The 14,697-nt window shown below is 36.7% G+C and carries 10 protein-coding genes and 2 pseudogenes; 7 read left to right on the top strand and 5 right to left on the bottom strand.

The window, feature by feature from the left end:
- Window positions 1–169: 169 nt before the first annotated feature.
- Window positions 170–745 carry a hypothetical protein gene (locus tag OWR28_RS12585; protein ID WP_332386893.1) on the bottom strand — a complete coding sequence of 192 codons (576 nt, stop codon included), beginning with the start codon at window positions 743–745 and terminating at the stop codon, window positions 170–172.
- 511 nt (window positions 746–1,256) lie between these two features.
- On the opposite strand from OWR28_RS12585, the gene OWR28_RS12580 reads away from it, so the two are divergent.
- The 3 genes from OWR28_RS12580 (at window position 1,257) to OWR28_RS12570 (ending at window position 4,749) form a co-directional block, all read left to right on the top strand.
- Window positions 1,257–1,499 (top strand): hypothetical protein, encoded by a 243-nt coding sequence (locus OWR28_RS12580; protein WP_332386892.1) that lies wholly within the window; start codon window positions 1,257–1,259, stop codon window positions 1,497–1,499.
- A gap of 413 nt (window positions 1,500–1,912) precedes the next feature.
- Entirely contained in the window at window positions 1,913–4,117 is a 2,205-nt protein-coding gene (locus tag OWR28_RS12575) for a tetratricopeptide repeat-containing sensor histidine kinase (RefSeq protein ID WP_494168466.1), read from the top strand.
- A gap of 2 nt (window positions 4,118–4,119) precedes the next feature.
- Window positions 4,120–4,749 carry a response regulator transcription factor gene (locus tag OWR28_RS12570; protein WP_332386890.1) on the top strand — a complete coding sequence of 210 codons (630 nt, stop codon included), beginning with the start codon at window positions 4,120–4,122 and terminating at the stop codon, window positions 4,747–4,749.
- Window positions 4,750–4,830: 81 nt separating this feature from the next.
- On the opposite strand, the gene OWR28_RS12565 is transcribed toward OWR28_RS12570, so the two are convergent.
- On the bottom strand, window positions 4,831–5,352 hold the full coding sequence (locus OWR28_RS12565; protein WP_332386889.1) for a hypothetical protein: 522 nt from the start codon (window positions 5,350–5,352) through the stop codon (window positions 4,831–4,833).
- Between the two features lie 477 nt (window positions 5,353–5,829).
- On the opposite strand from OWR28_RS12565, the gene OWR28_RS12560 reads away from it, so the two are divergent.
- Window positions 5,830–6,318 carry a hypothetical protein gene (locus OWR28_RS12560; protein ID WP_332386888.1) on the top strand — a complete coding sequence of 163 codons (489 nt, stop codon included), beginning with the start codon at window positions 5,830–5,832 and terminating at the stop codon, window positions 6,316–6,318.
- 116 nt (window positions 6,319–6,434) lie between these two features.
- On the opposite strand, the gene infC is transcribed toward OWR28_RS12560, so the two are convergent.
- The gene (gene infC, locus OWR28_RS12555; protein WP_027372223.1) at window positions 6,435–6,935 is read right to left on the bottom strand and encodes a translation initiation factor IF-3; all 501 of its coding nucleotides are present in this window, start codon (window positions 6,933–6,935) and stop codon (window positions 6,435–6,437) included.
- Window positions 6,936–7,124: 189 nt separating this feature from the next.
- A pseudogene (gene thrS / locus OWR28_RS12550) lies at window positions 7,125–9,041 on the bottom strand (threonine--tRNA ligase).
- A gap of 243 nt (window positions 9,042–9,284) precedes the next feature.
- Here thrS and OWR28_RS12545 point away from each other — a divergent pair.
- Window positions 9,285–10,232 carry a membrane dipeptidase gene (locus tag OWR28_RS12545; protein ID WP_332386887.1) on the top strand — a complete coding sequence of 316 codons (948 nt, stop codon included), beginning with the start codon at window positions 9,285–9,287 and terminating at the stop codon, window positions 10,230–10,232.
- 188 nt (window positions 10,233–10,420) lie between these two features.
- On the opposite strand, the pseudogene OWR28_RS12535 reads toward OWR28_RS12545, so the two are convergent.
- Window positions 10,421–11,964: pseudogene (locus tag OWR28_RS12535) on the bottom strand (hypothetical protein).
- Between the two features lie 148 nt (window positions 11,965–12,112).
- Here OWR28_RS12535 and OWR28_RS12530 point away from each other — a divergent pair.
- Window positions 12,113–13,276, top strand: a complete 1,164-nt coding sequence (locus OWR28_RS12530) for a 2-isopropylmalate synthase (protein WP_332386884.1) — start codon at window positions 12,113–12,115, stop codon at window positions 13,274–13,276.
- A gap of 30 nt (window positions 13,277–13,306) precedes the next feature.
- Window positions 13,307–14,695: a 3-isopropylmalate dehydratase large subunit gene (gene leuC, locus OWR28_RS12525; protein WP_332386883.1), complete on the top strand. Its 1,389-nt coding sequence runs from the start codon at window positions 13,307–13,309 to the stop codon at window positions 14,693–14,695.
- Window positions 14,696–14,697: the final 2 nt, after the last annotated feature.

The raw sequence follows: 14,697 nt of genomic DNA, 5'->3' as shown, positions 1-14,697 counted from the left end.
TTTTATTGTTTTTGTTATCAATATCTGTTTTGGCTACTCCTGAAGACATTAGGAATAATAGTGTGCAAAGATACAAAAAAATCAATTCAAACTTTTATAATGTTTGATTTTATCGCATCCAATAAAAAAACCGTCTCAAAGAAACGGCTATAAGTTAAAAGTATTGTTTTTACAGGAAGTCTTCAACAATGATTGAATTTCTTTCTTCATTATTTCCACCAAGAACAACCTTAATTCTAAAACCTGTCTGAATAGCAGCTCCTGCTCTTGAATACAGCTGAAGTTTTACGTGTGGATTTGCCACATAATAGTTTACTGCAGTATTAGAACTCCAAAGCGGACTTCCATCTCTATAAATAACCATGTTTCCATCATTTTGTACGATAAGTCTTGGTGTTCCTGTACTTCTGTACGTGTTGGAATGCCATAAAACATTTGTGATTCCCGGTCTTTCTCTGTATAGGACCAGGTTGTTATCTGCCTGCATAACAAATTTATAAGTACTTCCGTTATATTCCATACTGATTGATTGCCCGGCTTCTAATACTTGAGGGTGGTTAGTACTTTCCTTTAAAAGCGTGTAACGTGTAAGGTCGAAAATCCCTCTATTTGTAGAATTCTTTCCTTCTGTAGTAAGGTTTCTCTCATTCTGTGCATTCACATTCACATTGTCAAGAGTATCATCCTGAGCACAAGATGCAAGCAGCATCGGAAGACTTAATAAAGTCAATAATTTAATTTTCATATGTTACGGTTTAACGGGGCAAAAGTAAGTTATAATATATTAAATCACAAATTTGAGATTAAATAATTGTTGTTGAACGCTTTATTTAATGGTGTTTTCGATTTAATATAATACACTAATTAGTGTATATTAATATGTGTATTACTGATTTGAATTGCAGTTAGTGTTGTAATATTGTACTATAAACAAATTATGATTGAAAGGATAATATCTGGGAAGTGTTTCGGCTTAAGAGTGGCAACTCGTATAAAAATGGAGATTAGAAATAAAATTTCAGTTTTTTGAGGAAGTGTGAATACTTTTTTCATTGGCCAAATGATCACTCTTTGAAATCTCTCTCGAAAAATCTTAAATGGCGTTAAATAAAACGGTTTCTCCGATATGTTGCACATACTATTTTAATATACCTGATAATCGGGATTGTCATATCCGGTAATTCTCTCTAATATTGAAATTTAATACGATAAATAAGTTTTGGAGCTTTTATTCTAACCTATAAATTTAATTACTTATGCTTTCATCCGCAGATTTACACCTTGAAAGAGCATTGTTCCTTGCTGTGTTAATCATATTCTTCGGAGCAGGATTAATGTGTACACTCATTAGTTTGATTATTAATTCTTTACAGAAGAACAATAAAAAGGCTTCATACTATCTTCTTTTATTTATTATTTCCGGACTTATCGGAGTTGTTCTGGCTGTTTCTTTTTGCTATATGATGTTATTTGAACAAGGCGGAACCTATATGCCATAAAGAATTTCATAAAGCCTAACCGAAACGGAACAGACTAAAAACCACTGTTATCAGGGATATTTTCATACAGCCACTATTGCTATCTTTGATCCAAAAATTTGTCAGGGATAAAACGCTTAAAATTCATGATTTATAATGATTACTGATAGCTGTTTTCTCAGATAAATATGAATGTATAACTTTTATAGCTTTCTTTTTCATACCCGATTGAATGATAAATTCTTATTTCGAACGGACACAACAACAAAATATGGGTAAAAACAACAGCCAGGTAAAATCGGGAGGAAAAGAAGCTGTAAAAGTAATTGTTTGCTGTTACTTTTCGGTTCAGGAAACAGACTAAGATCGATTAGCAGGTATTTACTTATATTTACAGTCTTTATTATATTACAACTTATAAAGAAAAAGATTTGATACGCAGGCTATTATTTATATTTACTTTACTTGTCAGTCCGTTTTTTGTTCATGCACAGGACGTTTTAAGCAAATTAGAAAAGGAATACAGCCATGCGTCAAATATACCGGAGCAGCTTAATCTTGCTCCCAAATACGCAAGTGCCTTATTTTTTCATGATCTCAAACCCAAATCTTATCAGGTTTTAGAGACCAATATTTCCATCGCCAGAAAGCAGCCTGATGGAAAATATGCCACAATTTTATATGCTGTGCAGGCCATGAATTACCGGCTGGATAATAAAACAGCGGAATCCCTGAAAAGCCTCGATATGGCAAGGGTATATAGTTTAAAAACGGGTAGTACCGAGACTAAAGGCTATTACTATTATGCAAAAGGCTGGATTCTGGAACGTAATAATAAAACAACAGATGCTGTTGCTGCCTATTTAAAAGCTATTGATTATTTCGAAAACTCACCAACGACCTCTACATTGTATGCAAGATTTGGCAATGCAGCTAAAGAGCTGTCTGCTATTTATGCCAACCTCAATGAATACCAGCTGGAGGAGAAATACAGCAAGCAGTTTTTGCTCTTGGCATCCAAACAAAACGATCCCAATCTTATTTTCGATGCCTATATGCGGATGGGCTATGTATATGAACAAAAATATACCCAATATCCGTCCAATACGGAGTTTAGAAATAAAACAGAACAGTATTATCTGCAGGCCATTACTACATTCAACAAGAATAAAAATATGATGCTCAGCAGGAGCAGTCTTTCATATGCCGCAATCAATTTAGCCAATTTATATACCGGTTTTGACAGCAAGAAAGCAATGCAGTATGCCCAGCTGGCGAATAGTGTGAGCCTGGAAACAGGAGATGCCATTCACATTGCTTCTTCATTCGGAATATTGGCTGAACTGGCCATACAGGATAAAAATTATGATTTGGCGAAGTCCTACTTTCTGAAAGCTTCTATGGAAATTGGAAAAAGTCCGGTCAGAGATCAGAGGATTGAACTGGCTGTTCTTGAATCTTTATCCAGAATTAGTGAAGAACAGGGGAATTACAAGGAAGCTCTGACTTATTATAAAAGCTATGTTGATCAATACAAAAGCGTTTACGATCAGGAAAAGCTGGATATTACCAAAAGACTGGAATCTCAGTTTGATAAAGAAAGGCAGGAACAGAAGTATATCAAGCTGCAGCTTGAAAGTGATAAGAAAGCGCAGGAAATCAAGTTGATTAACATAGTCCGGGCACAGCGCGAACAGGTGTACAACAACTTAAAACTGGTAGAAGAAAACCAGCGTGAACGACTGAAGTTTTCAGAACTTGAATCAGAGAAAAAAGAACAGCAGCTTCGTTTGGCAAAGTTAGAGACCCGGCAAAAAAATAATGACATCAACAGTTACAAAAAGCTGCTCGCTTTTAAAGAAAAGATCAATACCTATTATGTCTTCTTTATCATCTTTTTTATCGTTCTGATATTCTTGCTGCTTTATGCCTATAAACAGCGTGCCAGGGCCATTAAAAGGAGAGAGGAACTGCATGCTTTGGCTATGGAGCAGGAGAAACAGAACTCAAAGATTTCTACACTTACGGCTTTGCTTGAAGGACAGGAACAGGAGCGTGGCCGGCTGGCCCGTGATCTCCATGACGGACTGGGCGGACTGCTTTCCGGAACCAAACATCAGCTGTCTTACTTAAATCCTCTGCAGTCCGAAAATTTACAGGAAGGAATTTCAAAATCACTTGAACAGATTGATGGCGCTGTAGAAGAGTTAAGACGTGTCGCACATAATTTAATGCCTGATTTACTGATGAAATACGGTTTGGAGGTTGCTATTGAAGAGTTTGCTTCCCGTGTATCCAACAATGCTCTGGATATCCATACCGAATTTATCAGTTACAGCAATTCGTTGTCCCAGGAAAAACAGCTGATCGTTTACAGAATCATTCAGGAACTGGTAAACAATGCTATAAAACATGCCGATACTTCGGAAATTATTATTCAGATAAGCGAAGAACAAAACCAGCTGAACGTTACGGTAGAGGACAATGGTAAAGGCTTTGACCTCGCAGCCCTGGACGTGAGGAAAACAGCAGGTTTTCACAATATAGAATTAAGGGTCCAGTTTTTAAAAGGAATGATGAATATCACGTCCGAATTGAATATTGGTACCAGTATAGAAATTCAAATCCCTATTCATTAAACATGATAAAAGTAGCCATAACAGACGATCATCCACTTCTTTTGGAAGGATTGAAGAATATTTTAGGAAACAGCAGCACAATAGATGTGGTAGATTGCTTCAAAAATGTTTCGGAAATGAATGAAGGCCTTGCAAAACAGGCTGTAGATATTTTATTACTGGACATCAACCTTGCTGATACCAACAGCATTGAGCTTATTAAACCTCTAAAGAAGAAGTACAGAAATCTCCGGATTATAATCCTAAGCGTACACAATGAACTGCCTGTAATCAACAGTACTTTAGCTGAAGGTGCTTTGGGATATATTCAAAAGAATGCGTCTGTTTCCGAGATTTTGGAGGGTATTACTGCCGTATATGAAGGAGAACAGTTTTTATGTTCACAAACCCGATCTGTTCTGAAGAAAAAATCAGCTGACGGATTAAACCACGTTCCGAAACTGACCCGCAGAGAGAAGGAAATCCTGGCTGAGGCAGCCAAAGGACTTACTACGAATCAAATGGCAGAAAAATTGTTTATAAGTCCTCACACCGTAGAAAGCCACAGGAAAAATCTTATTGAAAAGTTTCAGACATCCAATCTTAGTTCAGCCATCAGATTAGCTATAGAATACGGGTTGATTATTGAATAAAACAGGTATCGTAAAAAAGGCTGTTTTCATAATGAAAGCAGCCTTTTTCTTATATAATCAAATAATTTTGGTGTGTATTGACTAATCTCTGAATTTCAACGCAGCCTGAAACAGGTTTTTCTTATCTGTTAAATCATACTCGTCATTATATACAGGCTGATACATCAGCATGAAAACGCTGCCGTTAAAATCTTTCAAATTGATTGGCTGATCTACCATAATATCATAAAACCTTGTAATAGTACGTGTAGCAGTCCATTGCTTGGCATTGCCTTTAGGGTTTTTGTCAAACCTGTGATCTTTCGCGTCTGTATAGTACCAGTAGGAAGGCGCTGAATCCATCAGAAACATTTCTTTGTCCTTGTTATATAATTCCTCTGCCATACCCGTATTCTGAAACCATTCAACTTCAGTATTTAAAACGCCAAGAGCTCCTGCATAAATATCCTTATTGGTAGTGGCACCCACTAAAAAGCCCTCCAGATTTGTTGACGTAATTTCAAAAAGGAAAGGTGATTTTTTCAGTTCATAAACATCATTTACCGGCTCAATAACTTTTCCATCCTGTTTGATAACGACTTTTAATGATTGGGCAAAAGCCATACAACTTAACAAACAAAAAAGGATGGTCAAACTTAATTTTTTCATTGTATCTCTTTAAATAATTGCTGCAAAGATATTGGACTTTATATCCATATGCACTGGCTGGTTTCAGGGGTTTTTGAATTGCCGTTTTCTGATTTTATGTTTTCACAATGTCTATTTTTAATCTTATATCCGGACGGCAATATTTAATAAACATACTGATCTGCGTAATTTTTGAAATCTGTGGAAAATAAATTAATAAATGAAGATATTCTTTGCCGTGAGTGTATCTGTATTCAGACGGTATACAGCAAAACCGCCTGTAATAGGAAGAAATGGCTGAAAACAGGGATATATTGAACGAAGGATTTTGGAGAATTTTACAAAAAGATAAACCAGATACTGTAAATTATTTTAAAGATGAAAAACATAATAACCAGCCTCTCAGTTTTGATCATGCTGTTAGATTCCTGTTCACCTGCAGCAGATAAAAAAATGGACAAAACAGATTCTGCAAAGTCAAACGTAAAGCAGATTTCTGCTCCTGCCCAGGTAAAAAAGAATATATCGGAATTGGAGATTCCAGGCGATTTTTCATCATTGGTTCCTATTGATGTATTGAATATCAGGAGCACCAATGTATATGAAAAATATGGGGTAGAGTTCTCCGGAAACTGTTATTCGTGCGACCTGGCAAGGCTGTCTATCACAAAGAAGACCATCAAATGGACAAATGTCTGTGATGAAAAGGACACCTTTGAAATTCACGATTTTTCGTTCTCTGACGGAGCTGGAAATAAAGCGGTCTTTACAACTCCGGAAAGAACATATATTGTAACCCAAATTGATAAGGCTCCGGTCTACGAACTGGTGATAGAAGGCCAGAAGCTGGAATTAAAAAACAAAAGAGTTTCTAAATATTTCACTACTCAAAAAGCTTTACCTCTTTTTAAAGAGCATGATTGCGGAGATTTCGAAGGATAAATATCTTTTAAAGGATTGACAGTTGATTCAGTAGTCCTGATCAACGGTTTTTTTCTCAAAAAGCAATAAAAAAACCTCAAATTGCTTTGAGGTTTGTATGTAAAATAATGACTTAATTATTTTGCCGGTTTTTTAGGACTCATCATCATAATCATTCTTTTTCCTTCAAGTTTAGGCAGCTGGTCTACTTTTCCCACATGCTCCAGTTCCTGGGCAAGCTTTAAAAGCAGGATTTCTCCCTGATCCTTAAAGATAATCGAACGTCCTTTAAAAAATACGTAGGTTTTTAATTTAGAACCTTCTTCAAGGAATTTTTCAGCATGCTTCTTTTTGAATTCGTAATCATGGTCATCCGTCTGAGGTCCGAAACGGATCTCTTTTACTACCACTTTTACCTGCTTGGCTTTAAGTTCCTTCTGTTTTTTCTTTTGCTCGTATAAGAATTTCTTGTATTCCAATACTCTTGCAATAAATGGTTCTGCCTTGTCAGAAATGACTACTAAATCCAATTCCTGTTCCGCAGCAATCTGTCTTGCTTTGTCGATTGGATAAATTCCCGGCTCTACGTTATCGCCCACCAAACGAAGCTCTCTCACACGAATTTTATCGTTGATCAAGTGAGCGTCCTCTTGTACCGGACGTCTCTGTGGGCCCCTGTTGTTAAATCTTTGTGCTATTGTATTATAATTTTATTGGTTAATTACTATTTTATTTTAAATTAAAAGATTAAAGAATAAAATATTGAAAAATTACTAAGTGTAAATCAAGCTTTTAATTATTAATTTTTTTAATCTTTTAATTCAATTTTATATGGCGGCTTCCTTTTTAAAGTAAGCTACAAAATCCTCCAGCTTCATCACTCCAAGATCTCCTTCACCACGTCTTCTTACAGAAATCGTGCCTTCTTTTTCTTCATTTTCTCCTACTACAAGCATGAAAGGAATTTTCTTCAATTCCGCATCACGGATTTTTTTACCGGTCTTCTCGTTTCTGTCATCAATCTGACCGCTAATATCGTGATTTTCCAAAAATTGTGAAACTTTTTTGAATAATCTACATATTTTTCACTGATCGGTAGAATAATAAACTGATCAGGGCTTAGCCATAACGGGAAATCACCAGCTGTATTCTCCAGCAGAATAGCGATAAAACGTTCCATAGAACCAAAAGGTGCTCTGTGGATCATTACCGGTCTGTGCTTTTCGTTATCACTTCCGATATAATGAAGATCAAATCTTTCCGGAAGGTTATAATCTACCTGAATGGTTCCCAACTGCCATTTTCTTCCTAAAGCATCCTTAACCATAAAGTCAAGCTTAGGGCCATAGAATGCAGCTTCCCCGTACTCGATAACTGTTTTTAAACCTTTCTTTTCTGCAGCATTGATGATGGCACTTTCTGCTTTCTCCCAATTTTCATCAGAACCGATATATTTTTGTTTGTTTTCAGGATCTCTTAATGAAACCTGAGTTACAAAATCTTCAAACCCTAACGACTTGAAAACATAAAGCGTAAGGTCAATTACTTTCTCAAATTCTTCAGAAAGCTGATCCGGAGTACAGAAAAGGTGAGCGTCATCCTGGGTAAATCCACGAACTCTTGTTAATCCGTGAAGCTCTCCACTTTGCTCGTATCTGTATACCGTACCAAATTCTGCATATCTTTTTGGCAAATCTCTGTAGCTCCATTGTGAAGTTTTGTAAATTTCACAGTGGTGAGGACAGTTCATTGGCTTCAGCAAAAATTCTTCTCCTTCATTCGGAGTTTTAATCGGCTGGAAGCTGTCTTCTCCGTATTTATCCCAGTGTCCTGAAGTTACATATAATTCTTTTGCTCCGATATGTGGAGACATTACAAATTCATAACCTCCTTTTTCTGAGCATCAGAAAGAAAATTTTCCAGTTTTCTTCTCAAGGCAGTTCCTTTTGGCAACCAAAGCGGTAACCCGGCCCCTACTTTTTCAGAGAATGCAAAAATTCCAAGTTCTTTCCCTAATTTTCTGTGATCTCTTCTTTTTGCTTCTTCCAATCTTTCAAGATATTCAGTAAGATCTTTTTGCTTAGGGAAGGAGATACCATATACTCTGGTCAACTGCGGATTCTTTTCATTTCCTCTCCAGTAGGCTCCTGCTGCGTTTAATATTTTAACCGCTTTTACAATTCCTGTATTCGGAATGTGACCACCACGGCATAAATCTGTGAAGTTATCATGCGTTACAAAAGTGATTTCTCCATCATTAAGGTTAGAGATCAGCTCCACTTTGTACGGATTGTCTGCATAAGTCTTTAAAGCTTCTTCTTTAGAAACCGGATATAAGGAGAAGGTAGATCCTTTTTCGCATTTTCCAGGATCTTTTTCTCGATCTTTTCAAAATCTTTTTCAGACAAGCTTTCATCTCCGAAATCTACATCATAATAGAATCCGTTTTCTATCGCAGGACCAATGGTCAACTTAGCATCAGGATAAAATTCAAGGATTGCCTGCGCCAGAAGGTGGGCAGAAGAGTGCCAGAAAGCCTTCTTTCCAAGATCATCATTCCAGGTCAAAAGCTGTACCGTAGAATCCGTGGTTATAGGTGTGGTCGTTTCTACTTGTTTGTCATTAACAATTGCGGAAATGGTATTTCTAGCCAATCCCTCGCTTATAGATTTTGCCACATCTAGGGGAGTAACTGCTCCCTCGAATTCTTTGACACTATTGTCTGGAAGTGTAATTTTTATCATTGTTTACTAAGAAATTTTAAGATGCAAAAATACGCATTTTTTAGATAAAATACTATATTAGCTTACAATTAGAATGAGAATTAATATTTAAAATAAAAAAGATCAGGACTGTTTTTGTTTCGTCAGATTCTATAATCAGTTTTTTACAGAAAAATATCTTCTGTTTTTTTGTTATCCAGTATCTCAATAGTAAAGCTTATTTTCTGATTTAAAACTTTAATAATGAACGAATTATAATTTAATATGAGCACAATGAATATTGACCTTCACTGCGATTTACTTTATTATCTGCTAAGATCAGGTACCACTCTGGATGATAAAGAGCTGGGCTGTTCTCTTCCTTATCTGCAGGAAGGAAATGTAAAAGTTCAGGTGATGGCCATGTATGCAGGAACAGGAGCAAACAGTACCAATTATGGATTGGAACAAAGCCGGTTATTTTCAAGTCTTACTAAAAATGAGAACTTTTTTCTATTTAATAAGGACATTTACAAAGAGGCTGGCAATGAAAACCGGATAGGAATTACTGCTTCCATTGAAAATGCATCCGCTTTCTGTGATGAAAATCAAAGTCTTGACTCCGGATTCAAAAATCTGGAAACGATGATTGATAATGTAGAAAAAGTCTTTTACATTGGAATAACGCATCACCTTGAAAACCGTTTTGGAGGGGGAAATAATGCCACCGCCGGCTTAAAGGATGATGGAAAAGTCCTGATTGATTATATTGCTGGCCGTAATATTGCTATTGATCTGGCTCATACAAGTGATCAGCTGGCCTACGATATTTTCACTTATATTGATCAGAGAAACTATTCAATTCCGGTTCTGGCAAGTCATTCCAACTACAGGTCTGTTTATCAGAACAACAGAAATCTTCCTGATGAACTTGTAAAGGAAGTAATTAAAAGGAAAGGGCTGATTGGTCTGAATTTTATCAAAGATTATGTAGATGCGGAAAACCCGGATAGAGTTTACGAGCATATCCGATATGGGTTAGATCTTGGCGGAGAAAACAGTATCGCCTATGGAGCAGACTATTTCTATTGGAAGGATCATCCTGAGACATCCCGTCATCCTTTTTCTTTCCTGAACATTCCAATGCTTCGGGATACCCTGCAATCAATAAAGAAATTGAAAAACGATTTTCATCTGAGCTGGCAGAAAAAATCAGCCACAGAAATGCTCTGAATTTTATAGAAAATATGTATAAGTAGGATACCGTTAAGATAATTTTATTATCCTGCAGATTTGGAAATTAAAACAGATTTATATTCATCTGTGATCATAAGCTAAATCTGCGGGATTTTTTACTGTTTTATTTTACATTAAATAATGTGTTTTAATATGCTTAAAAACAGGTGTTTATTTTGTGCTGGTTAATGTTTTCTTTTATACCTTACTTTCTGCTTGATAATTTCAATAACATCCACATGCTGGACTTTAGACTTGATCCATCCATGAATGTCAATATAGAATAATGAACGTCTGTAATATTCATTTTTTGAGAATTCTTCCAGCTTTTTATCAAAATTTTCAAAGGCTTTCTGTCTCTGATCCGGCAGCTGATTATTAAGAATCTTAAAAAACTGAATGCTTTCAAAATGGAATTCTTCCGGTTTTTTCATTTTTCTGGCAAACTTCAGTGTAGAAGCAATAAATTCATCATAATCTTCATCTTTACCCGATTCATATTTCGCCATTAAGATCAGAATTCTTGTATGGAACAGGAGATCCTCCTGTACATTACCTTTGGATTCTATTACCCTCATTGAATACTCAATTGATTTCTCAAACATTTTACTGCCGAAAAACATGGCAGCCATTTTAAGGTAAAGAATCATAAAATGATGCTCATCAATTCTCTCTCTCAGCTTTTCCATTTTCAATTCCACTTCAGGAATAAGTTTTGTACCGGTAAAAATTCTCCTTTTACAAAATGAATATTCATCAATGTATTGTATTGGGTAAGGAAAATAAGGGACTGAAGATTTTCATTCTGAACAAAATTCTCCGCATGTACCATTTTATTAAAATTCTCAAAATGCTCCTCCAGAATATCAATATTTCCATACAGGAAAAGGATCTTGAGAAGATAAGTATTTCCTTTGATATACCAAACCGGATGACTGTAAATCATTTCGGGCTTCTTATGAAAGAGATCTACCCACTGATAAGCATATTTCAGAGTGTATTTATAATCCTGCAAGAGCTGGTTCTTCCACACATGAGCTTTATAATACCATAATTTTTCAGTGAAATTCAGTTTTTCGGGATTGATATTTTTAATTTCAGCATTGAAAATATCCATGACTTCCTGCCGGTCTGTATCATTTTTTACATAACCATGGGTAAGCATTTCACTGTATAACTTCAACGAAAGGTTGGAAAGTTTTGTGGTGTAGCGGTTTTGTTTACTGATCTCCTGAGACTGTTTGATAAGCTCTTCAGCGCGGCCTTCGATACTTCGTGTAATGAATTGTGATTCAATTACTTTCTCAAGGTCAATAATTTCGGAAGCAATACTTTTTTCGTCCAGCTCCAGCGCAGTCTGTTTAGTCTTATCTAATATTTTTAAAGCCTGCTTATAAAGACCTTTCTGGTACAGAATATTGGCAAAATCCAGCTGTTCCCGAAGCTGAATTCTATAATTCTGATGACTCGGGTTCATACGGAGGCTTACCAGAATCTGTTTATAAAGATGCGCTTTAAGGTTGGAAAGCTGTTGTTTGGTAGAAATTTTTTTCTCAATAATCACCGTTTCATCATATTCCTTCATTTTATCCATCTCAGAAAAGAGCAGAAGAAATTTAGCATCAACATTAATTCCGAGACGGTTTACATACAGCTTAAACTGTCGCTTTTCAGAAGTAGTCAATGACTTTACTAATACAAACAAAAAATCTTTCTGCAATTCTGCCATTGTAAATTTTTATAAATTAAATTACTGATTAATAGATAAATAAGATTGTTTTTTCAACTGTTGAATATTGTAATTTTCAAAAAATGTGAAAATGAAAAAATATTGCAAGCTGTAGTTTTGAATCAAAATTAAGTAAAAAACTTCATTTATGAATTCCGAAAAAATTGAAATTTTTGATACGACACTGAGAGACGGGGAGCAGGTTCCGGGATGTAAACTGAATACGGAACAGAAACTGATTATTGCTGAAAAGCTTGATGAGCTGGGAATTGATATCATTGAAGCAGGGTTTCCGATTTCCAGTCCGGGAGATTTTGAATCGGTTTCAGAAATTTCAAAACTGGTAAGAAATGCGAAGGTATGCGGATTAACAAGAGCCAATAAAAAAGATATTGATACGGCAGCGGAAGCATTGAAATTTGCAAAAAGACCAAGAATTCATACCGGTATCGGAACTTCGGATTCTCATATTAAATACAAATTCAACTCAACAAGGGAAGATATTATTGAAAGAGCGGCAGAAGCAGTAAGGTATGCCAAAACATATGTGGAAGATGTAGAATTCTATGCTGAAGATGCAGGAAGAACAGATAATGAATATCTTGCAAGGGTTTGTGAAGCCGTTATTAAAGCCGGAGCTACAGTACTGAACATTCCCGATACAACAGGATACTGTCTGCCGGAAGAATACGGTCAGAAAATAAAATATCTGAGAGAAAATGTAAAGGGTATTGAAAAAGCAGTATTGTCGTGCCATTGTCATAACGATCTCGGATTGGCTACTGCCAATTCTATTGCCGGGGCAATTAACGGAGCACGCCAGATTGAATGTACCATCAACGGGCTGGGAGAAAGAGCTGGCAATACAGCATTGGAAGAAGTTGTAATGATTTTAAAACAGCATAAAGACCTGAATCTGTATACTAATGTAAATTCCAGAATGCTGAATGAGATGAGTGCCATGGTATCCGACCTGATGGGAATGGCAGTGCAGCCCAACAAAGCTATTGTAGGAGCCAATGCTTTTGCCCACAGCTCGGGAATTCATCAGGATGGAGTGATCAAAAACAGGGATACCTATGAAATCATTGATCCTGCAGAAGTAGGAGTGAACGCCTCTTCCATTATCCTTACGGCCAGAAGCGGGCGCTCGGCTTTGGCGTATCGTTTTAAACATATCGGGTATGAAGTTACCAAGAATGAACTTGATTACCTGTACCAGGAATTTCTGAAGATCGCTGACCTTAAAAAAGAAATAGATAATGAGGATCTCAACATGATGATGCATTCTTTCGCCAGAAAAATAGGATAGGTTTGATTTAAAATCAAGATAAAGTAAACAATGAACAACAGTAAAAAGACACTTTTTGATAAAGTTTGGGACGCTCACGTGGTAGAAACCATTCCTGACGGACCTCAGATCATTTATATAGACAAACACCTGATTCATGAGGTAACCAGTCCTCAGGCTTTTGCAGAACTGGAATCCAGAAACCTGGAAATATTCAGACCGGAACAGATTGTTGCCACCGCGGATCATAATGTACCCACTTTGCATCAGGAGCAGCCTATCAGAGATGAACTTTCAAGAAATCAGGTAGAACAGCTTACGGAAAACTGTAAGAAAAATAATATCGAACTTTTCGGATTAGGGCATCAGTATCAGGGAATCGTACATATTATCGCTCCGGAACTGGGAATTACCCAGCCAGGAATGAGTATTGTTTGCGGTGACAGTCATACCTCTACCCACGGAGCATTTGGAACTATCGCTTTTGGAATAGGAACAAGCCAGGTCGCTCAGGTATTTGCCAGCCAATGTTTATTGCTGAATAAACCGAAATCAATGAGAATTACAGTCAATGGCAAATTGAACGAAAATGTTCAGCCTAAAGATGTGATTCTTTATATCATTTCAAAAATAGGAACAGACGGAGGAACGGGATATTTCTGTGAATATGCAGGGAATGTATTTGAAGAAATGTCGATGGAAGGAAGAATGACCGTGTGCAATATGAGTATTGAAATGGGGGCCAGAGGAGGAATGATTGCTCCGGATGATACCACTTTTGAATACGTAAAAGGAAGAAAATTCGCACCGGAAGGAGAAGAATGGGAAGAAAAAGTAGAGTACTGGAAGACATTGAAAACCGATGAAGGTGCTGTATTTGATAAAGAACTAAGTTTTGATGCATCAGATATTTATCCGATGATTACTTACGGTACCAATCCGGGAATGGGTATTTCAATCCGTGAACTTATTCCTGCGCCGCAGAATGAATCTGAAGAGAAGGCATTACAATATATGGGACTGGAAGCCGGACAAGCAGTTAACAGTATCAGGGTTAATTATGTTTTTATAGGAAGCTGTACCAATGCAAGGATAGAAGATTTCCGTTCTGCAGCTCAGTACATCAAAGGAAAAAGCAAAGCGGAAGCGGTAAAAGCATTGATCGTTCCCGGATCTCAGCAGGTGGTGAAACAGATTTATGAGGAAGGACTGGATAAAATCTTTAATGATGCAGGTTTTCAGATCCGTCAGCCGGGATGCTCTGCATGTCTGGCAATGAATGATGACAAGATTCCGGAAGGAGAATATTGTGTTTCCACTTCCAACAGAAACTTTGAAGGCAGGCAGGGTCAGGGGGCAAGAACTATTCTTGCCAGTCCGCTCACTGCAGCAAAAGCAGCCATAGAAGGTAAAATTTCAGCTTTTGAAAGTTTAAACTAACC

This window comes from Chryseobacterium sp. 1B4 (assembly GCF_036631475.1).
Lineage (GTDB): Bacteria > Bacteroidota > Bacteroidia > Flavobacteriales > Weeksellaceae > Chryseobacterium.
This window is presented reverse-complemented; position numbering and strand designations above follow the sequence as displayed.